The 22032-nt window shown below is 55.1% G+C and carries 16 protein-coding genes; 6 read left to right on the top strand and 10 right to left on the bottom strand.

Annotated features, from left to right (window positions below; all coding sequences use genetic code 11):
* The first annotated feature begins 124 nt into the window (after positions 1-124).
* Positions 125-2518: a maltodextrin phosphorylase gene (gene malP / locus ACLJR2_RS03845; protein ID WP_000082249.1), complete on the top strand. Its 2394-nt coding sequence runs from the start codon at positions 125-127 to the stop codon at positions 2516-2518.
* A gap of 9 nt (positions 2519-2527) precedes the next feature.
* A complete protein-coding gene (gene malQ, locus ACLJR2_RS03840) occupies positions 2528-4606 on the top strand; it encodes a 4-alpha-glucanotransferase (RefSeq protein ID WP_000428731.1) in 2079 nt (692 codons plus the stop codon).
* 118 nt (positions 4607-4724) lie between these two features.
* Here the strand turns inward: malQ and gntT are convergent, their stop codons facing one another.
* From gntT to gntX, 3 genes are all read right to left on the bottom strand, one after another.
* Complete coding sequence (gene gntT, locus ACLJR2_RS03835; RefSeq protein WP_001131738.1) at positions 4725-6041, bottom strand: gluconate transporter; 1317 nt, start codon at positions 6039-6041, stop codon at positions 4725-4727.
* Between the two features lie 366 nt (positions 6042-6407).
* Positions 6408-6983 (bottom strand): Fe-S biogenesis protein NfuA, encoded by a 576-nt coding sequence (gene nfuA, locus ACLJR2_RS03830; protein WP_000619387.1) that lies wholly within the window; start codon positions 6981-6983, stop codon positions 6408-6410.
* 58 nt (positions 6984-7041) lie between these two features.
* Entirely contained in the window at positions 7042-7725 is a 684-nt protein-coding gene (gntX, locus tag ACLJR2_RS03825) for a DNA utilization protein GntX (RefSeq protein WP_000958733.1), read from the bottom strand.
* A 37-nt stretch (positions 7726-7762) separates the two neighbouring features.
* Between gntX and bioH the strand changes: the two genes are divergently transcribed.
* Positions 7763-8533 carry a pimeloyl-ACP methyl ester esterase BioH gene (gene bioH, locus ACLJR2_RS03820; protein ID WP_000998144.1) on the top strand — a complete coding sequence of 257 codons (771 nt, stop codon included), beginning with the start codon at positions 7763-7765 and terminating at the stop codon, positions 8531-8533.
* 35 nt (positions 8534-8568) lie between these two features.
* Here the strand turns inward: bioH and ACLJR2_RS03815 are convergent, their stop codons facing one another.
* The 6 genes from ACLJR2_RS03815 to greB form a co-directional block, all read right to left on the bottom strand.
* Positions 8569-9483 (bottom strand): Rpn family recombination-promoting nuclease/putative transposase, encoded by a 915-nt coding sequence (locus ACLJR2_RS03815; protein ID WP_000235955.1) that lies wholly within the window; start codon positions 9481-9483, stop codon positions 8569-8571.
* A gap of 234 nt (positions 9484-9717) precedes the next feature.
* Positions 9718-9954: a [Fe-S]-dependent transcriptional repressor FeoC gene (gene feoC, locus ACLJR2_RS03810; RefSeq protein WP_000157587.1), complete on the bottom strand. Its 237-nt coding sequence runs from the start codon at positions 9952-9954 to the stop codon at positions 9718-9720.
* A gap of 12 nt (positions 9955-9966) precedes the next feature.
* The gene (feoB, locus tag ACLJR2_RS03805) at positions 9967-12285 is read right to left on the bottom strand and encodes a Fe(2+) transporter permease subunit FeoB (RefSeq protein ID WP_000736983.1); all 2319 of its coding nucleotides are present in this window, start codon (positions 12283-12285) and stop codon (positions 9967-9969) included.
* An 18-nt stretch (positions 12286-12303) separates the two neighbouring features.
* A complete protein-coding gene (gene feoA, locus ACLJR2_RS03800; RefSeq protein ID WP_001160955.1) occupies positions 12304-12531 on the bottom strand; it encodes a ferrous iron transporter A in 228 nt (75 codons plus the stop codon).
* Positions 12532-12967: 436 nt separating this feature from the next.
* On the bottom strand, positions 12968-15298 hold the full coding sequence (locus ACLJR2_RS03795; RefSeq protein WP_000980661.1) for a Tex family protein: 2331 nt from the start codon (positions 15296-15298) through the stop codon (positions 12968-12970).
* A gap of 98 nt (positions 15299-15396) precedes the next feature.
* Entirely contained in the window at positions 15397-15870 is a 474-nt protein-coding gene (gene greB, locus ACLJR2_RS03790; protein WP_000856695.1) for a transcription elongation factor GreB, read from the bottom strand.
* A 225-nt stretch (positions 15871-16095) separates the two neighbouring features.
* Between greB and ompR the strand changes: the two genes are divergently transcribed.
* Both ompR and envZ read left to right on the top strand, forming a co-directional pair.
* Positions 16096-16815 (top strand): two-component system response regulator OmpR, encoded by a 720-nt coding sequence (gene ompR / locus ACLJR2_RS03785; RefSeq protein WP_001157751.1) that lies wholly within the window; start codon positions 16096-16098, stop codon positions 16813-16815.
* Positions 16812-18164, top strand: coding sequence for a two-component system sensor histidine kinase EnvZ (gene envZ, locus ACLJR2_RS03780; protein ID WP_001253818.1), 1353 nt, complete (start codon positions 16812-16814; stop codon positions 18162-18164). Before ompR ends, envZ begins: the two co-directional genes overlap by 4 nt.
* Positions 18165-18238: 74 nt before the next feature.
* On the opposite strand, the gene pckA is transcribed toward envZ, so the two are convergent.
* The gene (gene pckA, locus ACLJR2_RS03775) at positions 18239-19858 is read right to left on the bottom strand and encodes a phosphoenolpyruvate carboxykinase (ATP) (protein ID WP_001265691.1); all 1620 of its coding nucleotides are present in this window, start codon (positions 19856-19858) and stop codon (positions 18239-18241) included.
* Between the two features lie 379 nt (positions 19859-20237).
* Here pckA and ACLJR2_RS03770 point away from each other — a divergent pair, with 379 nt between their 5' ends.
* A complete protein-coding gene (locus tag ACLJR2_RS03770; RefSeq protein WP_000446458.1) occupies positions 20238-21947 on the top strand; it encodes a DUF4153 domain-containing protein in 1710 nt (569 codons plus the stop codon).
* Positions 21948-22032: the final 85 nt, after the last annotated feature.

The following is a 22032-nucleotide window of genomic DNA, read 5'->3' as shown; positions in this document are numbered from 1 at the left end:
ATCACACTTTTATGCTCATCCCCGCTCCTCCTCCCTCCCTAATCAGTGCCGGGAGGAGGAAGGTCAACATCGAGCCTGGCAAACTAGCGATAACGTTGTTTTATTACCCGAGGACGGATTTCCTATGTCACAGCCAACCTTCAATAAAGATCAATTCCAGGCCGCCCTGACGCGTCAGTGGCAGCGTTTCGGTTTACTGTCGGCGTCCGACATGACGCCTCGTCAGTGGTGGCAGGCCGTTAGCGGCGCGCTGGCGGAATTACTGAGCGCGCAACCGGTAGCGCAGCCGACGAAAGGCCAGCGTCATGTGAACTACATTTCGATGGAATTTTTGATTGGCCGCCTGACGGGAAATAACCTGTTAAATCTGGGATGGTACCAGGACGTTAGCGATGTACTGAAAGCGCACGATATTAATCTGACCGATCTGCTGGAAGAGGAAGTCGATCCGGCGCTCGGCAACGGTGGTCTGGGACGTCTGGCCGCCTGCTTCCTCGATTCGATGGCCACCGTCGGGCAGTCCGCTACGGGCTATGGTCTGAACTACCAGTATGGGCTGTTCCGTCAGTCATTTGTTGAAGGCAAGCAGATGGAAGCGCCGGATGACTGGCATCGCGGCAGCTATCCGTGGTTCCGCCACAACGAGGCGCTGGACGTCCAGGTTGGGATCGGCGGTAAAGTCACCAAAGAAGGGCGCTGGGAGCCAGGTTTTGTGATTACAGGCCAGGCTTGGGATCTGCCGGTGTTAGGCTATCGTAACGGCGTCGCGCAACCGCTGCGTTTGTGGCAGGCGACCCACGCGCATCCGTTTGATCTGACCAAATTCAACGACGGCGCTTTCCTGCGGGCGGAACAGCAGGGTATCGATGCGGAAAAACTGACGAAGGTGCTTTATCCCAACGATAACCACACGGCGGGCAAAAAACTGCGCCTGATGCAGCAATACTTCCAGTGCGCCTGCTCGGTAGCGGATATTCTGCGTCGCCACCATCTGGCCGGACGCAAACTGCATGAGCTGGCGGATTACGAGGTCATTCAGTTGAACGATACTCACCCGACCATCGCCATTCCGGAACTGCTGCGCGTGCTGATTGACGAGCACCAGCTGAGCTGGGATGACGCCTGGGCTATCACCAGCAAAACCTTCGCCTACACCAACCACACCCTGATGCCAGAAGCGCTGGAGTGCTGGGACGAGAGGTTAATCAAAGCGCTGTTGCCGCGTCATATGCAGATTATCAAGCAGATTAACGACCGCTTTAAGACGCTGGTCGATAACACCTGGCCTGGCGATAAGCAGGTATGGGCAAAACTGGCGGTGGTGCATGACCGTCAGGTGCGCATGGCCAATATGTGCGTGGTCAGTGGCTTTGCGGTCAACGGTGTGGCGGCGCTGCACTCCGATCTGGTGGTGAAAGATCTGTTCCCTGAATATCACCAGCTTTGGCCGAACAAATTCCACAATGTCACCAACGGCATTACGCCGCGTCGCTGGATCAAACAGTGCAATCCGCAGCTTGCGGCGTTGCTGGATAAAACGCTGAAAAAAGAGTGGGCTAACGATCTCGACCAGTTGATCAACCTCGAAAAATACGCTGACGATGCGAAGTTCCGTCAGCAGTATCGCGACATCAAACGGGCGAACAAAGAACGGCTGGTGAAATTCATCAAGGCCCGTACCGGGATTGAGATTTCGAGCCATGCGATTTTTGATATTCAGATCAAACGCCTGCATGAGTACAAGCGTCAGCATCTGAATCTGTTGCATATTCTGGCGCTGTACAAAGAGATCCGCGAAAACCCGCTGGCCGACCGCGTACCGCGCGTATTCCTGTTTGGCGCGAAGGCGGCGCCGGGCTATTACCTGGCGAAGAACATCATTTTTGCTATCAATAAGGTTGCGGAAGCCATTAATAACGACCCGGCGGTGGGTGATAAGCTGAAGGTGGTTTTCCTGCCGGATTACTGCGTCTCGGTGGCGGAAATGCTCATTCCGGCGGCGGATATTTCCGAGCAAATTTCCACTGCCGGGAAAGAGGCGTCCGGCACCGGCAACATGAAACTGGCGCTGAACGGGGCGTTGACAGTGGGAACGCTGGACGGCGCTAACGTTGAAATCGCTGAGAAGGTGGGTGAAGAGAATATCTTTATCTTTGGCCATACTGTGGAAGAGGTCAAGGCGCTCAAAGCCAAAGGCTACGATCCGGTGAAATGGCGTAAAAAAGACAAAGTGCTGGATGCGGTGCTAAAAGAGCTGGAAAGCGGTCAATACAGCGATGGCGATAAACATGCCTTTGACCAGATGCTGCATAGCCTCGGCAAACAGGGGGGCGATCCGTACCTGGTCATGGCGGACTTCGCCGCTTATGTCGAGGCGCAAAAGCAGGTGGATGCGCTGTATCGCGACCAGGAAGCGTGGACGCGCGCCGCGATCCTCAATACCGCGCGCTGCGGTATGTTCAGTTCCGATCGCTCTATTCGCGATTATCAGGCCCGTATCTGGCAGGCAAAACGCTAAGGGAGCGCGATGGAAAATAAACGTCTCGATAGTGCCGCGCTGGCGGCGGGGATCAGCCCCAGTTACATCAATGCTCATGGCAAACCGCAGTCTATTGGCGCTGAAACCAAGAGACGTTTGCTGGCGGCGATGCACGGCACGACAACAGGACCACAGGCGGTCGTGCCGAATGTGAAGGTTTATACCGCGGGTAAACAAATGGCGTTGCCGGTAGAGGGGCGCGGTGAGTTTGCCTGGCTGCTGACTACGGAAGAGGGCGTGCATTACAAAGGGCGCGTGACGGGCGGTAAAAAACTTAACCTTCCGGCTACATTGCCGGAGGGCTACCACACCCTGACGTTGACCCAGGATGAACAGCGTACGCACTGCCGGATTATCGTCGCCCCGCCGCGATGCTATGAGCCGCAGGCGCTGCTGGAAGGGAAAAAACTGTGGGGGGCCTGCGTCCAGCTTTATACTCTGCGTTCAGAAAAAAACTGGGGTATTGGCGATTTCGGCGATTTGAAGTCGATGCTGGTCGACGTGGCGACACGCGGCGGCGCGTTTATCGGCCTGAACCCGATCCACGCGCTTTATCCGGCGAATCCGGAGAGCGCCAGTCCCTACAGCCCCTCGTCTCGTCGCTGGCTGAACGTGATATATATCGACGTCAACGCCGTCGAAGATTTCCGCCTGAGCGAAGAGGCGCAGGCATGGTGGCAAATGTCCGCCACACAGCAAAAGCTGCGACAGGCGCGCGATGCGCAATGGGTGGATTACGCTACCGTTACCGCGCTGAAAATCACGGCGCTGCGGATGGCGTGGACGCGGTTTGCCGCTCGCGACGATGCGCAAATGGCGGAGTTTCGTCACTTTATCGCCCGCGAAGGCGAGAGCCTTTACTGGCAGGCGGCATTCGACGCGCTGCATGCGTATCAGGTAAAAGAGGATGAGCAGCGCTGGGGCTGGCCAGCCTGGCCGGAGGCGTACCAGTCGGTAGAGTCTCCCGCTGTCAAACAATTCTGTGAAGCGCACCGCGAAGAGGTGGAGTTTTACCTCTGGCTTCAGTGGCTGGCCTGGCGCCAATTCGCCGCCTGCTGGGATACTTGCCAGAGTTTTAAACTACCGATTGGTCTGTACCGCGATCTGGCGGTTGGCGTAGCGGAAGGCGGCGCGGAAACCTGGTGCGATCGGGAGCTGTACTGCCTGAAAGCATCTGTCGGCGCGCCGCCGGATATCCTCGGCCCGCTCGGTCAGAACTGGGGGCTGCCGCCAATGGACCCGCATATTATTGTCGCCCGGGCCTATGAGCCCTTTATCGACCTGCTGCGCGCCAATATGCAAAACTGCGGCGCGTTGCGCATTGACCATGTTATGTCGTTGCTGCGTCTGTGGTGGATACCGTATGGCGAAACAGCGGATCAGGGGGCTTACGTCCATTATCCGGTTGACGATCTGTTGGCTATTCTGGCGCTGGAGAGCCAACGTCACCGTTGTATGGTGATAGGCGAAGATCTGGGGACGGTGCCAGTTGAGATTGTCGGCAAGCTGCGCGATAGCGGGGTCTATTCTTATAAAGTGCTGTGGTTTGAAAATGACCTTGAGAAAAACTTCCGCGCGCCAGGCGCGTATCCGCAACAATCGATGGCTGTCGCCTCGACGCACGATCTCCCCACGCTGCGCGGCTATTGGGAATGCGGTGACCTGACGTTGGGTAAAGCTCTGGGGCTTTATCCGGATGAAGTGATTCTGCGCGGGCTGTATGAGGATCGCGAGCGGGCGAAACAGGGGCTATTGGACGCGCTGCATAAATATGGCTGTCTACCAAAACGCGCCGGGCATAAGGCATCGTTAATGTCTATGACGCCAACGCTAAATCGCGGGCTTCAGCGCTACATCGCCGACAGTAACAGCGGTCTGTTGGGGCTTCAGCCGGAGGACTGGCTGGATATGGCCGATCCGGTTAACGTACCGGGCACCAGCGATCAGTATAAAAACTGGCGGCGGAAATTGTCTGCATCTCTTGAGGCCATGTTTGCCGATGAGGGCGTAAACAAGCTGATTAAGGATTTGGATAAGCGCCGAAAAGCGGCCGCGAAGAAGAAGTAATAAAGCCGGGGATTTCCCCGGCTTTATGATGGTGAGAGCACGTAAGCCTGATAAGCGCAGCGCCATCAGGCAATCCTGGCGCACATTGCTACCTTATCCGGCCTACAAGCCGCCTCGCTTAAACCACCATACCCAGTAGCAGACAGCCGATCAGGCCGCAGACGGAGATGATCGTTTCCAGCATCGACCAGGATTTAATGGTCTCGCCGATAGTCAAATTGAAATACTCTTTGAATAGCCAGAAGCCCGGGTCGTTGACGTGAGAGAAAATCACGCTCCCGGAACCGACTGCGATAACCATCAGTTCAGGGCTAACGCCGGTAGTGGCGATCAGCGGCGCCGCAATGCCGCCTGCGGTAATCGCCGCGACAGTCGCAGAGCCCAGCGCGATACGCAGAACCGCCGCGATAGACCACGCCATCAACAGCGGAGAGACATTGATTTCATGCATCATTGAAGCGATGTATTTATCCACGCCGCTATCGACCAGCACCTGCTTGAACGCGCCGCCGCCGCCGATGATCAGCAGCATCATGGCGATAATTTTGATGGAAGAGACCAGCGTATCGTTAATCTGATCCATGGAACGCCCGCGGTTCAGGCCAAAGGTGAACATCGCAATCAGTACGGCAATTAACGTAGCCATTACCGGGTCGCCCAGGAACTCGGCAACAGGCAGGAAAGCGTGGCCTTTTGGCAGAATCATCTCGGCAACCGCACGCATCGCCATCAGAATCACCGGAACCAGCGACGTCCAGACGCTGACGCCAAAGCCCGGCATCTCTTCTTCCGTAAAGGTTTTCGCGCTGTACAGGCCTTCCGGGATCGGCTTATCGATGCCTTTCAGGAAACGGGCGTAAACCGGTCCGGCAAGGATCACGGTCGGGATCGCCAGAATCGTACCAAACAGCAGCGTCTTACCCATATCGGCATGGAAAATCGTGGCGATTGCGGTTGGACCCGGGTGCGGCGGCAGGAAGCCGTGTGTGACGGAGAGCGCCGCGGCCATCGGCACGCCGACGTACAGTAACGGGATATTCGCCGCTGCGGCAATGGTGAATACCAGCGGCAGCATCAGAACGAAGCCCACTTCATAGAACAGAGCGAAGCCGACGGTAAAGCCGGTTAACACTACGGCCCACTGAATATGCTTTTTACCAAATTTCGCGATCAGGGTAGTGGCGATACGTTGAGCGCCGCCGCAGTCGGCAAGCATTTTGCCCAGCATGGCGCCGAACCCCATAATCAGGGCCAGACTGCCAAGCGTACCACCGACACCGGCTTTGATGGAGCCGATGACTTTATCCAGAGGCATTCCCTGCATCAACCCGACAGCGAGCGCTACCAGGACAAGGGCGATAAATCCGTTCATTTTGAAGCGGATCATCAGAAGAAGTAACAAGATAACACCGATAGCAACGATGACTAATGGCATGATTTACCTGGCCTTTACTTTGTTATGGGTAACGTCATTGTTTCGACGACAAATTCCTGTTGTTCCCGACGGGAACAGAGTCGCAATAGCACCAATACTGATTACCGTTGAAACGAATGAGCGTAGTCAGATGTTATATGGATGTTAGGTGCCCATAAGAATGATACGGGTAACATATGGGTGTTGAAAATGACCCTGGCAGGCAAAATTTAAATTATGAGACACAGGTCATGTTATCGGCGAAAGAAGAAGGACCATTGTTCTGAGAGGTGGCTGATTGCGCCGTAAACGCCTTATTCGGCCTACGGTGGGGCAGATAAGGCCCGACAGGCGCAAGCGCCATCGGGCATGGATGCGGGGAAAATCTTAGTAGTATGAGTGCTCGCCGCGCTGGTGTTCGGTCAGATCGCGAACCCCTTTCAGTTCCGGGAATTCATTCAGCAACTGTTTCTCGATCCCTTCTTTCAGCGTGACGTCAACCATCGAGCAACCGTTACAACCGCCGCCAAACTGCAGAATTGCATAGCCTTCATCGGTAATTTCCATCAGCGAGACGCGACCGCCGTGGCCCGCCAACTGTGGGTTAATCTGCGATTGCAGAGCATATTCCACGCGCTCCATCAGCGGCGCGTCATCGGCCACTTTGCGCATCTTCGCGTTTGGCGCTTTCAATGTGAGTTGAGAACCTAGCTGGTCGGTCACGAAATCAATTTCCGCGTCTTCCAGATAGGGCGCGCTCAGCTCGTCGACATAAGCGGTCAACAGGTCAAATTTTAGTGCAGTATCGGTGGCTTCTACGGCGTCGGGCGGACAATAAGAAACGCCGCACTCTGCGTTAGGAGTGCCGGGATTAATGACAAATACGCGGATTTGCGTCCCTTCTTCCTGATTTGCCAGCAGTTTGGCAAAGTGCGCTTGTGCAGCATCGGAAATACGGATCATAGTAATGGCCTAATAGTTGACTATTTTAGTTGGTTATAATACGCCCATCATCGAGGCTCTACAAGGTTCGACACAGGCACCATACCTGGACAGTCGCTGCGCCGTTGCGCAAAAGCAGTTGCGCGATTTCCGCGACGGTACTTCCGGTAGTGACGACATCATCCACAATAACCATATGGAGACCCTGTACCGGCAATTCAAGGCGAAACGCGTTTTTCAAATTGCGCTTACGTAACCTGGCGCTGAGATGATGTTGTGTTGCGGTCGCCCGTACCCGCGTGATGGTCTGGCTGTCCCACGCGCAGCCAAGCCAGCGCGCTAACGGTTGGCATAGCAGATCGCTTTGGTTAAATCCCCGCCGCCAGTGTCGGCGCGACCAGAGCGGAACGCTGACGATTCTGTCGGGAAGCTGCAAGCCAGTGCTGCGGCGCGCCATGAGGACTTCCTGCAACAGTAGACGCGCCAGTGCGGCGGCAATTTCGCTGCGGCGGGTAAATTTAAGCTGATGCACCAGTAAACTCAAGGGCGGCGTATAGTCACTGACGCTCACCAGACGCTGCCAGGGCGGCGGTTTTTGCAGGCAGCGACCGCAGGGGAGCGAAGGATGCGCGGCGGGTAATCCACATTGCGGACACAGGCTGACGCGCTGGCGGACGGCGCGCGCGCATACGGAACAAATCCCCCAGTGGCTTAACGCCAGCGGCATTCGGCATAGCCAGCATAATCCCGGTACTGTTAGCATAGGTGCATCCTTGTTAGACAAAAGAGAACAGTAACTGATGAATGACATCTGGTGGCAGACCTACGGCGAGGGAAATTGTCATCTTGTGCTGCTGCACGGATGGGGATTGAACGCGGAGGTATGGCATTGCATTCGCGAGGAACTCGGCTCGCATTTTACGCTGCATCTGGTCGACTTGCCGGGCTATGGTCGCAGCTCGGGGTTTGGCGCCATGACGCTTGAAGAGATGACGGCGCAGGTAGCGAAAAACGCGCCGGACCAGGCTATCTGGCTTGGCTGGAGCCTGGGTGGCCTGGTGGCGAGTCAGATGGCGCTCACCCACCCTGAACGCGTTCAGGCGCTGGTGACAGTCGCCTCTTCGCCATGCTTTAGCGCGCGTGAGGGGTGGCCGGGAATAAAACCGGAAATCCTCGGCGGATTCCAGCAGCAGCTTAGCGACGATTTTCAGCGCACGGTGGAGCGTTTTCTGGCGCTGCAAACGTTAGGGACGGAGACGGCGCGTCAGGATGCCCGCACCTTAAAAAGCGTGGTGCTGGCGCAGCCTATGCCGGATGTAGACGTGCTCAATGGCGGACTGGAAATCTTAAAAACGGTCGATCTACGAGAAGCGCTTAAAAATGTGAACATGCCCTTTTTGCGTTTGTATGGTTATCTGGACGGTCTGGTGCCGCGTAAAATCGTGCCTTTGCTCGATACGTTATGGCCGCACAGTACATCACAGATAATGGCGAAGGCGGCCCATGCGCCGTTTATCTCGCATCCGGCGGCGTTTTGTCAGGCGCTGATGACGTTAAAATCATCGCTGTAACCAGGGCGTTGCCGGGCACAGGCCATTCTGCCAGATTAATGACTTTCAGACGCCAGATCGGCAGGCGCCAGCCCGGTAACCCTAAGCACGGTATCGCGATCGAAACCATCGTTTAGCATGGAGCGGGCAATGCGCAATGCGGCGAGCCGTTGGCCTTCCTGCTTGCCTTGCTGTAACCCGTTACGATGTCCTTCCTGACGTAATCTGTCTGCGATAGTCATGATCTTCTCCTTATGCTGTGGGATACGCATAGCCACCTGGCGGATAAACGTATTGAAGCGTGCGGCGTCGCCAGTGTGCATCATGTAATTAAACAAACTTTGAAGCTGGGTGTCATTAGCGTATCCCTTAACCAGCAGTGCGACCAGCTGTTCGACAAGCCCCATCAGATCACGCTGGCGGATGTGTTTTTGTATGAGTTCCAGCAGCGCGACCCGTCGGTGCCGCATAATCTCGTCGTCCGGCACGACCGTAATATCGACCAGAGGAAAGGCGGTGGCGTATAGCTTACGCGCCATCACCGGGTCGGCAAATTCATCCAGCCAGCATAATGAGAACGGATACGGGCTGCGGTTTCCGTGATAAAACAGCATTGGCACCACTAACGGCAACGTCTTATGCCCGGCCTCCAGGTGCCGTTGCATTGCAGCCATTGCGTAACGCATCAGCCGAAATGCCATATGCGCGTCCGGCGTACTCTGATGTTCAATAACCACGTAAATGTAACCTTCACCTTCACTTGTTTCCAGCGACCAAAGAATATCGGAATAATGGGGGCGTAAATCCTCTTCAATAAAGCTACCGGACTCCAGCCGTAACGTATTCAGATTACAGATTTGACGTAATGTCGTCGGGAGATGAATTTCCAAAAAATCCCGTGCAGTATCGGGGTGGCATAGAAACTGTTTGAATACCGCGTCATGCGGCGTGGATGTTGTTGAGGTCGCCATATCGATCCGTCATCGGTGAAGTTCAATGGCGTGACACTACGCGCAGACCGGGCTGATTGCAGTAGAGGATTAGTGCGCTTGCGAGGCGCGTGGGGAGATAAATGCGCACGGCGGTAACGCTTTCATCTTTGTGGAAGGAATGACGCAAAATTGCCCGGCAGCGTGACGCGTACCGGGCAACATAACGCGGGATAAAGGCCGGATAAGACGCGTTACGTCGCTACCCGGCGAAGGCTAACGCAAGGCCCACCATTCGCGCAGGCAGGCTTTACCTTCCGGACAACTTTTACAGCTGCCTGAAAGGCAGCCGTCCGCTTCTTCCGGGATACGTACCGCTTTACCCATGATCTCCAGTTGATTCAGCATGGCGTCGATCATGGGCTGCGGAGCGTGCAGCGTATGGCTGATCTGCGTTGCCTCCATACGCCCCCGCAGCGCCAGTAGATCGCGAACCTGTATCAATGAAGCCATTTTTTACATCCCTTAGTGACAATTGCCCGCAGTGCCCGAACAACAGGAACTGACGTTTTTGCGGGTTGCCAGCAGTTCAATGTCTACACGGCTGCGGGCGCGGCGCAACAGGCTTAACACCACAACGTTAAAGACGATCACTGCCAGAATACAGATCAGGCTGTATGTCGGGTGTTGACTGAAGCTGGTAACCTGGTAGAACAGCGTGGCGAGCGAATAGGCGATATTCAGTCCCCACAGGATGGAGAAGCCCATCCAGCCGCGGCTGGACTCGCGGGCGATAGCGCCCATTACCGAGATACACGGTACGTAAAGCAGGACGAAAATCAGGTAACTGTACGCCGCCGCGGCGCTGCCGAATTTTTGATCCATCACGCCCATCGCGCCGGTCGCCATTTCGCCGTCGCCTTTACTCGCTTCGATCGGGTTAGCCAGTACGCTCAGGCTAAAGGTGTCTTTCAGGCTTTGCCAGGTATCGTCAACCGCGCCCAGCAGTTCATCGCCGAGGTGAAAGTCGGCAGGATTAAACGCTTCGTCCTGAATATTTTCGGCGGTGTAGAGCGTGTTCAGCGTACCGACGACAACTTCTTTCGCCATGGCGCCCGTAAACAGACCTACGGTCGCTTGCCAGTTATCCTCATGGACGCCGATCGGTTTAAAGACTGGCGTGATGACCCGGCTTACAGAGGCGAGGGCGGAGTCATTAATGTTATCGACGATTTTGCCGCTCAGCGAGAAACTGTTAAACGCGCTCAGGAAAATACTCACGATGATAATGACTTTACCGGCGCGTAGTACAAAACCTTTCAGGCGTTGCCAGGTCTGGATGATCAGGCTCTTGATATGCGGGACGTGGTAAACCGGCAGCTCCATCACAAACGGAGAGGCTTCGCCGCGCATAATGGTATGCTTCAGCATCAGGCCGGTTAATACCGCCATGACAATACCCAGCACGTACAGCGAGAAGACCGCCAGCGCGCCGTTTTGCCCGAAGAAGGCGGCGGCAAAGACGGCGAAAATCGCCAGGCGCGCGCCACAGGACATAAACGGCGCCATCATGATGGTCATCAGACGTTCGCGCGGAGCGTCAAGCGTGCGGGCGCCCATCACGGAAGGCACGTTACAGCCGAAGCCGACAATCAGCGGCACGAAGGATTTACCCGGTAGTCCCAGCGCCTGCATCAGGCGATCCATGACGAAGGCCGCGCGCGCCATATAACCGGAGTCTTCAAGGAAGGAGAGGAACAGGTACATCATCCCGATTTGCGGCACCAGCGGCAGGACGGTATTGATCCCGCCGCCAAGACCTTGCGCCAGGAAGATGGTTAACCAATCCGGGAAGTGCAACGTGTAGCCAATCCATTGAATGCCATGAATAAAGATGGCGACGGAACCGGCATCAAACAGGGGTTGCAACGCGCCGCCGATGTTAATGGCGAGCAGGAACATCAGGTACATCACGAACAAAAAAATCGGTAAGCCGAGGAAGCGGTTCAGGATAATTTTATCGACCGCCCTGGTGAAGCGGCTGGGTTCGGCTGTCAGGGTATTGCTGACCACGTCGCAAATAGCGGCGATACACTGGTAACGGGCGTCGGCGATATGCAGCGCCGGGTCGTCCATTTCGTCCTTCAGACGGGCCAGGGAGGTGTCCAGGTTTTGCGCCGCCTCGCCTGCGTAAGCCCGGCTGTAGATATCGCCCTCCAGCATTTGCAGACCCAGCCAGCGGCGCTGTTGTAAAGGCATCTCCTGGGCCATCGCGTCGGCCAGGAAACCTGCTTCGCGCAGCAGCGGCTGGGCATAATGCACCAGTTCGACGTTGTCGTTAGCGTTGTGACGGTCAATGGCCAGTTTCAGCGCCTCGATACCGCGGCCGCGAGTCGATACCAGCGGTACGACAGGGCAACCCAGACGCGTGGACAGAGCGTCGACATCAATACGAACCTGCTGTTTTTCGGCGATATCCAGCATGTTGAGCGCGACAATACAGGGGATACCCAGCTCCAGCAGTTGCAGCGTCAAATAGAGGTTGCGCTCCAGATTGGAGGCGTCCACAACGTTTATCAACAGGTCGGCGTCGCCGCTCAGGATGTAGTGGCAGGCGATCTGTTCGTCGAGAGAGGTTTGTGACGAGATGGTCGTCAGAGAATAGGTGCCGGGTAAATCTACCAGCGTGACCTGGTGGTCAGTTGTCGCGAACTGGCCCTCTTTACGCTCGACGGTGACGCCCGCCCAGTTCCCCACGCGCTGACGCGCGCCGGTGAGTTGGTTAAATAAGGTGGTCTTGCCGGAATTAGGATTACCAATTAAACCAATGGTTAATTTTTTCATTTTTATAGACTCACTGTATTAACAGGAAACCGCTTCCACTTCTATTAACGCCAAATCCTTTTTACGCAAAACCAGACTCACGCGTCGTGTTTCGATATGGATCGGATCGCCTAAGGGCGCGACGCGGACGACATTAAATGAAGAGCCGGGCAACATGCCGAGCGAAAGCAGTTTTTGACGATACGCCGGGCTGATTTCACGCGCAAAGCCGGTGATTTTCCACGCAGTGTCAGGAGTGAATTGCATACGACCTACTTGTTTCTTACTAACTGGATGTATACCTCATGCGGCGCTCAGGGGGGCGGCAGGAGACCCGATGTTTAGCCAACGAAGGAAAGAGTAAATAATCAACAACACAATGATAATGAGAATGGTTTCTATCTTCAACGATTAAAATGTGACGGAATGTACAAATAAGCGATAATTTGCGCCGATGTTGATATGGCTCAACATTTATTTGTCTTTTTGCAAATACCCCTAATGTGCAAATATTCACCGTTTTTAATGTTTAATTAAGGTTTCATCTGTTAATAAAGTGATAATTAATAGTGCGGATAGCAGAAGGAAATTAATTAACAGATTCTAATGGGTAAGATTTAATTGTTAATTAAAAAAGAAAGGGTTGGACGTATTGCAAAATCGCAGGCCGGATAAGAAGTAACCCGGCCTGCGTATTACCCGATTAGCGTTTTTTCCCCATTGCCGCAGCCAGCGCGTCCATCATGGCGCTGTTACCGGCTGGCTGGGCGTCACGACCGCGCGGTTTCGCCGCTTTTGATGCCGGGCGGTTGCCCTGCGCGCGATCGGCGCCGCCGCCGCGGCGAGCGGCGGTTTCGCCGGGCTGTTCGTCCAGACGCATCGTCAGCGCAATACGCTTACGTTGCAGATCCACTTCCAGCACTTTCACCTTCACGATGTCGCCCGCTTTCACCACGGTGTGTGGATCTTCAACGAACTTATTCGAGAGCGAGGAGATATGCACCAGGCCATCCTGATGAACGCCGATATCGACAAACGCGCCGAAGTTAGTGACGTTAGTGACCGCCCCTTCCAGAATCATCCCCGGCAGCAGGTCGTTCATGGTTTCGACGCCATCGGCGAATTGCGCGGTTTTAAATTCAGGACGCGGGTCGCGGCCCGGTTTTTCCAGCTCTTTGATGATATCGCTCACGGTCGGCACGCCGAATTTATCGTCGGTAAAATCAGCGGCCTTGAGGTGACGCAATTCGTTGCTGTTGCCCATCAGATCTTTTAGCGCTTGCTGCGTCGCCGCCAGAATGCGTTCGACAACCGGATAGGCTTCCGGGTGGACGGTGGACGCATCCAGCGGGTTATCGCCGTGGTTAATACGCAGGAAGCCCGCGCACTGCTCAAACGCTTTCGGCCCCAGACGGCTCACCTTCAACAGTTGCTGGCGGTTCTGGAACTGACCGTTCTCATCGCGCCAGGCGACGATGTTTTGCGCCATCATGCGCGTTAAGCCTGCGACGCGGGTCAGCAGCGGTACGGAGGCGGTATTCAAATCGACGCCGACGGCGTTTACGCAGTCTTCGACCACCGCATCCAGTTTACGGGCCAACTGGGTCTGGCTGACATCGTGTTGATATTGGCCGACGCCGATGGATTTCGGATCGATTTTCACCAGTTCCGCCAGCGGATCCTGCAGACGACGGGCGATAGAGACCGCGCCGCGCAGGGAGACGTCGAGATCCGGAAACTCCTGCGCCGCCAGCTCAGAAGCGGAATACACGGACGCCCCCGCTTCGCTGACGATCACTTTCTGCGCCGTCACGTTCGGGAACTGTTTCTGTACGTCGAGATAGAAGCGTTCGGTTTCACGCGAGGCCGTACCGTTGCCAATCGCGACCAGTTCGACGTGGTATTTTTCGCACAACGCGGCGATCACGGTAGCCGCTTTGGCCGCCTGACCGGTATGCGGATAAATGGTATCCGTCGCCACCAGCTTGCCGGTGCCGTCAACGACAGCGACTTTTACGCCGGTACGCAGGCCAGGATCAAGGCCCATCGTGGCGCGCAGGCCTGCGGGAGCTGCCATCAGCAGGTCGTGCAGGTTACGGGCAAACACGTTAATCGCTTCATCTTCCGCACGTTCGCGCACGGTGCCCATCAGTTCGGTTTCGAGGTGCATTAAGACTTTGATACGCCACGTCCAGCTCACTACGCCTTTGCGCCAGCTATCCGCCGGGGCGTTATTTAGCCGCAGGCCGAGATGGTCCATGATGATTTGCTCGCAGTAGCTCTCTTTCGGCGGCTCATCAAACTGTGGGTCGGCATTGAGCGAAAGTTGCAGAATGCCTTCGTTACGACCACGGAACATGGCCAGCGCACGGTGAGACGGGACGTTAGCAATGGGCTCATGATGGTCGAAATAGTCGCGGAATTTTGCCCCTTCTTCCTCTTTGCCGCTCACGACGGTGGCGACCAGATGGGCGTTCTTCCACAGGTAATCACGCACTTTCGCCAGCAATGCGGCGTCTTCGGCAAAGCGCTCCATCAGAATGTAGCGTGCGCCGTCGAGCGCGGCTTTCGTGTCCGCCACGCCTTTGTCGCCATCAATGTACTTTGCCGCTTCCACGTCAGGATCGTGGGACGGCTCGTTCCAGAGCAGATCGGCCAGCGGCTCAAGGCCGGCTTCAATGGCGATTTGTCCACGGGTGCGGCGTTTAGGTTTATAGGGCAGGTAGAGGTCTTCGAGCTCGGTCTTACTTAACGTAGCGTTGATGGCGCCAGCCAGCTCATCGGTCAGTTTGCCTTGTTCGGAAATGGACTTGAGGATGGCCTGACGCCTGTCTTCCAGCTCACGCAGATAGCCCAGACGCGTTTCCAGGTTACGCAACTGCGTGTCATCCAGACCGCCGGTGATTTCTTTACGATAACGTGCGATAAACGGCACGGTGTTCCCTTCGTCAAGCAGGCGAACGGCAGCTTCAACCTGTCCGGCATTTGCCTGGATTTCACCCGCAATAATGCGGCAGAAAGAATCATTCATCATGGGTTAGCTTCGTCTTCAGGATAAAAATCAGGGGATAGTTATACGGATTGGCTGGCAAAAATGCCAGCCATCAGCGGGGGCTTAGGATTCTTCTTGTCTTATTTGACGTATTCGATCGCATTGACGTACCAGTTTGCTTCGCCGACAGGGGTGTTGACCACCGCCAGATCGCCCACTTCTTTTTTCAGTAGCGCCCGCGCCATCGGCGAGTCGATAGAGATGTAATCCTTACGTCCGAAAATTTCATCGTAGCCGACAATGCGGAACTTCAGCGTATCGCCGTCATCATTTTCAATTTCCACCCAGGCGCCGAAGAAGACTTTGCCCTCCTGCTGCGGGGAATAATCCACGATTTTGAGATTTTCCATGCATTTGGTCAGATATCTGACGCGTCTGTCGATCTCACGCAGGCGCTTTTTATTATACTGATAGTCGGCATTCTCGCTGCGGTCGCCCAGACTCGCAGCCCAGGTCACTTTTTTGGTGACCTCCGGGCGCTCTTCACGCCAGAGATAATTGAGCTCTTGTTTGAGTGTTTCGTACCCTTCGCGGGTGATCAGGGGCGTTTTCATCTCGTTGATTTACCTTTGCTGTCGATATTGCGCACACGGGGTATAACGTGATCGTCCCGACAGAATAAATAATGGGGTTGCCGATTAATTGTATATTTAAGCTGCTGTTAAATATGCTTTGTAACAATTTAGCCTGAAATTCATACCAGAATTTGCTGGTGACTCACGTGAGCTTTTTTAAGAATACACACTTACATTTGTTGCGAACCTTTGGGAGTACAGACAATGCAAGAGAATTATAAGATTCTGGTGGTTGATGACGATATGCGTCTGCGGGCGCTACTGGAACGTTATCTGACCGAGCAGGGCTTCCAGGTTCGAAGCGTCGCTAACGCCGAGCAGATGGATCGTCTGCTGACCCGTGAATCTTTCCATCTCATGGTACTGGATTTAATGCTGCCAGGTGAAGATGGTCTGTCGATTTGTCGTCGCCTGCGTAGTCAAAGTAATCCAATGCCGATCATTATGGTCACGGCGAAGGGTGAAGAAGTTGACCGTATCGTCGGGCTGGAAATCGGCGCCGATGACTACATTCCTAAACCGTTTAACCCGCGCGAGCTGTTGGCGCGTATCCGCGCCGTGTTACGTCGTCAGGCAAACGAACTGCCCGGCGCGCCGTCGCAGGAAGAGGCCGTTATCGCGTTCGGTAAGTTTAAACTGAACCTCGGTACGCGCGAGATGTTCCGTGAAGATGAACCGATGCCGCTGACCAGCGGGGAGTTTGCGGTACTGAAAGCGTTAGTCAGCCATCCGCGCGAGCCGCTCTCTCGCGATAAGCTGATGAATCTGGCCCGTGGCCGCGAGTATTCCGCGATGGAACGCTCCATCGACGTCCAGATCTCCCGCCTGCGCCGTATGGTGGAAGAAGATCCGGCACATCCGCGTTATATTCAGACCGTATGGGGCCTGGGCTACGTCTTCGTACCGGACGGTTCTAAAGCATGAGGCGAATGCGCTTCTCGCCGCGAAGTTCATTTGCCCGCACGCTGTTGCTCATCGTCACCTTGCTGTTCGTCAGCCTGGTGACGACCTACCTGGTGGTGCTGAACTTCGCGATTTTGCCGAGCCTCCAGCAGTTTAATAAGGTTCTGGCTTACGAAGTCCGTATGCTGATGACCGATAAGCTGCAACTGGAGGACGGCACGCAGTTAGTCGTGCCGCCTGCGTTTCGCCGGGAAATCTATCGCGAGCTGGGGATCTCTCTCTACACCAACGAAGCCGCCGAAGAGGCCGGGCTGCGTTGGGCGCAACACTACGAATTCTTAAGCCACCAGATGGCGCAGCAATTAGGCGGCCCGACGGAAGTGCGCGTTGAGGTCAACAAAAGCTCGCCCGTCGTGTGGCTCAAAACCTGGCTGTCGCCCAATATCTGGGTGCGCGTGCCGCTGACCGAGATTCATCAGGGCGATTTTTCTCCGCTTTTCCGTTACACGCTGGCGATCATGCTCCTGGCGATAGGCGGCGCGTGGCTGTTTATTCGTATACAGAATCGACCGTTAGTGGATCTTGAACATGCCGCCCTGCAGGTAGGGAAGGGAATTATTCCGCCGCCGCTGCGTGAATATGGCGCCTCTGAGGTGCGCTCTGTGACTCGGGCGTTTAACCATATGGCAGCCGGCGTGAAACAATTGGCCGATGACCGTACGCTATTGATGGCGGGCGTCAGCCACGACTTGCGCACGCCGCTGACCCGTATTCGTCTGGCGACGGAGATGATGGGCGAGGAAGACGGTTATCTCGCGGAGTCGATCAATAAAGACATCGAAGAGTGTAACGCCATTATCGAACAGTTTATTGACTATCTGCGTACCGGTCAGGAAATGCCAATGGAGATGGCGGATCTCAATTCCGTGCTGGGCGAGGTGATTGCGGCGGAAAGCGGCTATGAGCGTGAGATTAACACTGCGCTTCAGGCAGGGAGCATCCAGGTGAAAATGCACCCGCTCTCAATTAAGCGCGCGGTGGCGAATATGGTGGTCAATGCTGCCCGCTATGGCAACGGCTGGATTAAGGTCAGCAGCGGCACCGAGTCGCATCGCGCCTGGTTTCAGGTAGAAGATGACGGGCCGGGCATTAAGCCGGAGCAGCGTAAACATCTGTTCCAGCCTTTTGTGCGTGGCGACAGCGCCCGTAGCACCAGTGGCACAGGGCTGGGGCTGGCGATTGTGCAGCGCATTATCGATAACCATAACGGGATGCTGGAGATTGGCACCAGCGAGCGTGGCGGATTGTCAATTCGCGCCTGGCTACCGGTTCCTGTGGCTCGCGTCCAGGGGACGACAAAAGAGGCATAAGAAAGGGAGGTATTACCCTCCCTTTCTTCTCAACGCCGGATGACGCCGTTCAAAGCCGCCATCCGGCCTGTTCCTTACAGCTTCGGTCCGGCGCTAACCAGCGCTTCGCCTGCCGGGGTATCCGTATACTTCTCGAAGTTCTCAATGAACAGTTTCGCCAGCGCGGTGGCTTTTTCCTGCCATTGTTCCGGCGACGCGTAGGTGTTACGCGGGTCGAGAATGTGGGTATCCACGCCTGGCAGTTCAGTCGGGATCGCCAGATCGAACAGCGGCAGACGGAAGGTTTCCGCGTTATCAAGAGAACCGTTCAGAATGGCGTCGATAATTGCGCGCGTATCTTTGATGGAGATACGTTTGCCGGTGCCATTCCAGCCGGTGTTAACCAGATAAGCCTGCGCGCCTGCTGCCTGCATACGTTTCACCAGCACCTCAGCATACTGCGTCGGGTGCAGCGTCAGGAACGCGGCGCCGAAGCAGGCGGAGAAGGTGGGGGTCGGTTCGGTGACGCCGCGTTCGGTGCCGGCCAGTTTAGCGGTGAAACCCGACAGGAAGTGGTACTGCGTCTGGTTAGCGGTTAAACGGGAAACCGGCGGCAGCACGCCGAAAGCATCCGCCGTCAGGAAGATAACCTTGGTGGCGTGACCTGCTTTGGACACGGGCTTAACGATGTTATCGATATGATAGATCGGGTAAGAGACGCGGGTGTTTTCGGTTTTGGAACCATCGTCGAAATCAACGGTGCCGTCTTCACGCACGGTGACGTTTTCCAGCAACGCATCACGGCGAATCGCCTGATAAATTTCTGGCTCCGCTTCTTTCGACAGTTTGATGGTTTTGGCGTAGCAGCCGCCTTCAAAGTTGAACACGCCGTCGTCATCCCAACCGTGCTCATCATCGCCAATCAGACGACGTTTCGGGTCGGTGGACAGAGTGGTTTTTCCGGTACCGGAAAGGCCGAAGAAGACCGCGACATCGCCTTTTTCACCCACGTTGGCGGAACAGTGCATTGAGGCGATACCTTTGAGCGGCAGCAGGTAGTTCATTACCGAGAACATTCCTTTTTTCATTTCGCCGCCGTACCAGGTGCCGCCAATAAGCTGAATACGTTCAGTCAGGTTGAACGCCACGAAGTTTTCCGAGTTCAGCCCTTGCTCTTTCCACTGCGGGTTGGTGCACTTCGCGCCGTTCATGACAATAAAGTCAGGTTTGAAGCCTACCAGCTCTTCGTCCGTTGGGCGAATGAACATATTTTTAACGAAGTGGGCCTGCCAGGCGACTTCCGTAATAAAGCGCACGGAAAGACGCGTATCGGCATTTGCGCCGCAGAACGCATCAACAATGAATAAGCGTTTACCGGAAAGCTGATGCGTCACCAGACCTTTCAGGTGTTGCCAGGTTTCCTGGGAAAGCGGCTTATTATCGTTTTTACCTTTACCCTTATCGGACCACCACAGCGTATCACGCGTGGTGTCGTCGCGAACAATATACTTATCCTTAGGCGAACGACCGGTAAAAATACCGGTATCAACGGCAACAGCGCCCAGGTTAGTTAACACGCCACGCTCATAGCCTTCCAGACCAGGATTAAGTTCTTCCTGATAAAGGGTGTCGTAGCTGGGATTGTAAACGATATCCTGGACGTCGTTGATACCATAAGCCTTGAGATCTTGCGGGGTTAAATTGTTAACGCGCATATCACTGCTCCTTAGCCAATATATATTACCGAAAATAGTAAGGTTTTTTGAGGTTGGTTAACCGCGACAAGGCTCATAGATTTACGTATCTGGACAAAATCACGATTGACGAAAAACACTGTGACTCCTGTCACGCAGCGGCGGTTATTATGGCAGGAAACCTACTTTTGTTGTGGAAAATGTTCTGAAAACGTTAAAAGGAAGTGTTTTTGACCGACATAATGTGACTGTAATCGCATTCATGTAAGAAAGTTACGTAACACCAACATTAACAATATCGATTCACCTCTCTGCGTTTTTTTCTGAATTATGCATGACGACGCCTGGCGGTGAACAGATGATGCAATAATGCGACTTTCTCATCATTCTGGATAACGACATGGAAAGTGTAGCGCTTTCACGTACTACTCGCTGGGGGATGTTGCTCACCGGTTTGCTGCAGGGCGTCTTGTGCTACCTGCTGATGGCCTGGCTGGTACCACAAAATAGCGACTGGCTGTTCTATGGTATGCCTGCGACGATAGCGTTGTCGTCAATGCTATTGCTTACCGTGGTCTCTTTTAAACAGCGCGCGCTGTGGGGCTGGCTGGGGCTGACCTTTGTGGTCGTGCTGGCAATGAGCGGCTGGCTGAAATGGCAGGTTGAGACGGTGGAGAAATGGCGCCTGGCCGAGCTCCTCTGGCTGTATGGTCTCCGGCTTGTGTTGATGGCGATGCTGGTCTTACCCTGGATGCAATATCAGTTACATTCGCAAACCGGTTCGGCGCGTTATCCCCAGTTTTATCTGCGGTTATGGCATAACGTACTGACATTGTTTATCGTCCTGGTCGCCAACGGACTGTTCTGGCTGGTGCTTCTGCTCTGGAGCGCGCTATTCAGGCTGGTGGGCATCCGCTTTTTCAGCACCCTTTTCTTTGAAACTGAAGCCTTTATTTATGTGACCATCGGCCTGATTACGGCGCTGGCGGTCATTCTCGCCCGCACGCAGTCGCGCCTTGTGGCGGCGGTGCAAAAGCTGCTGACGCTGATCGCGACGGGTTTACTGCCGGTGGTGTCGCTGCTGGCATTGCTGTTTATTGTGACGTTACCCTTTACCGGACTGGAGGCAATTTCTGCGCGTGTTTCCGCTGCGGGGCTGCTATCCACGCTGACGCTGATGCTGCTGCTCCTCGTGGCGATTGTCAATGAACCGCAAAAGCGCGTATTACCCTATCCGCGCGTACTACGCGGCATGATTAGCGCCTCGCTGTGCGTTGCCCCGATATATATGCTGCTGGCGGGCTGGGCGTTATGGGTACGCATTCAGCAATACGGCTGGACGCCGGATCGTCTGTATGGCGCGCTGACGGCGTCTGTCTTGCTGGTATGGTCCTTCGGTTATCTGATCGGTCTGTTACGCCGCGGACGCGACCCTGGTGAGTGGCAAGGCAAGGTGATACTGAGCGTCTCTTTGTTGACGCTGGTGATATTGCTGTTGCTGGCCTCGCCTGTACTTGATGTCTGGCGTATTAGCGTCAACAGCCATATGGCGCGTTACCATAGCGGTAAAATTACTGCGGATCAGATCAGCCTGTATATGCTGGATCACAGCGGCAAACCTGGCCAGGAAGCGCTGAAATCGTTGCGGGATGACGAGGCGTTTACGCAGAACAGAAAGCGCAATCGTAAACTGATGACGTTTTTGCAGAGAAATAAGGTCTCTCCGACGGCGGACGATTTAGCGCGGGTGGTGATGATTGCGCCCGGTAGCCAGAAGCCGGATGCCGCATTTTGGGCGTTTGTCAAAGAGCAGAGTTATTCGGACGATTCCTGCCTTGAACCGGATGCCTGCGTGCTGGTGAGTCAGGATCTTAACGGCGACGGTCAGCCTGAGCAGGTGCTGTATAACTTTATTGTTGCCGAGAGCCAGGTCTACGGCTTAAAAGAGGGGAAATGGACGCAGAAAGCGTTCGCCCGACTGCCGGACGGGTTTTCTAAGACGCAACTGTTGCACGCGATTGCCGGGCATCAGTTAGACTCAGCCCCCAAAGCCTGGCGCGATATCATTGTTGATGGTCAGCGGTTGGATGTGGATTACTACAACGAGTAAGCTTTTTGCCGGATGGCGGCATAAATGCCTTATCCGGCCTACGGAGCGGGATGCTGTAGGCCAGATAAGCGCAGCGCCATCAGGC

This window comes from Salmonella sp. SAL03688, assembly GCF_046551895.1.
In the GTDB taxonomy this organism is placed as follows: domain Bacteria; phylum Pseudomonadota; class Gammaproteobacteria; order Enterobacterales; family Enterobacteriaceae; genus Salmonella; species Salmonella enterica.
This window is presented reverse-complemented; position numbering and strand designations above follow the sequence as displayed.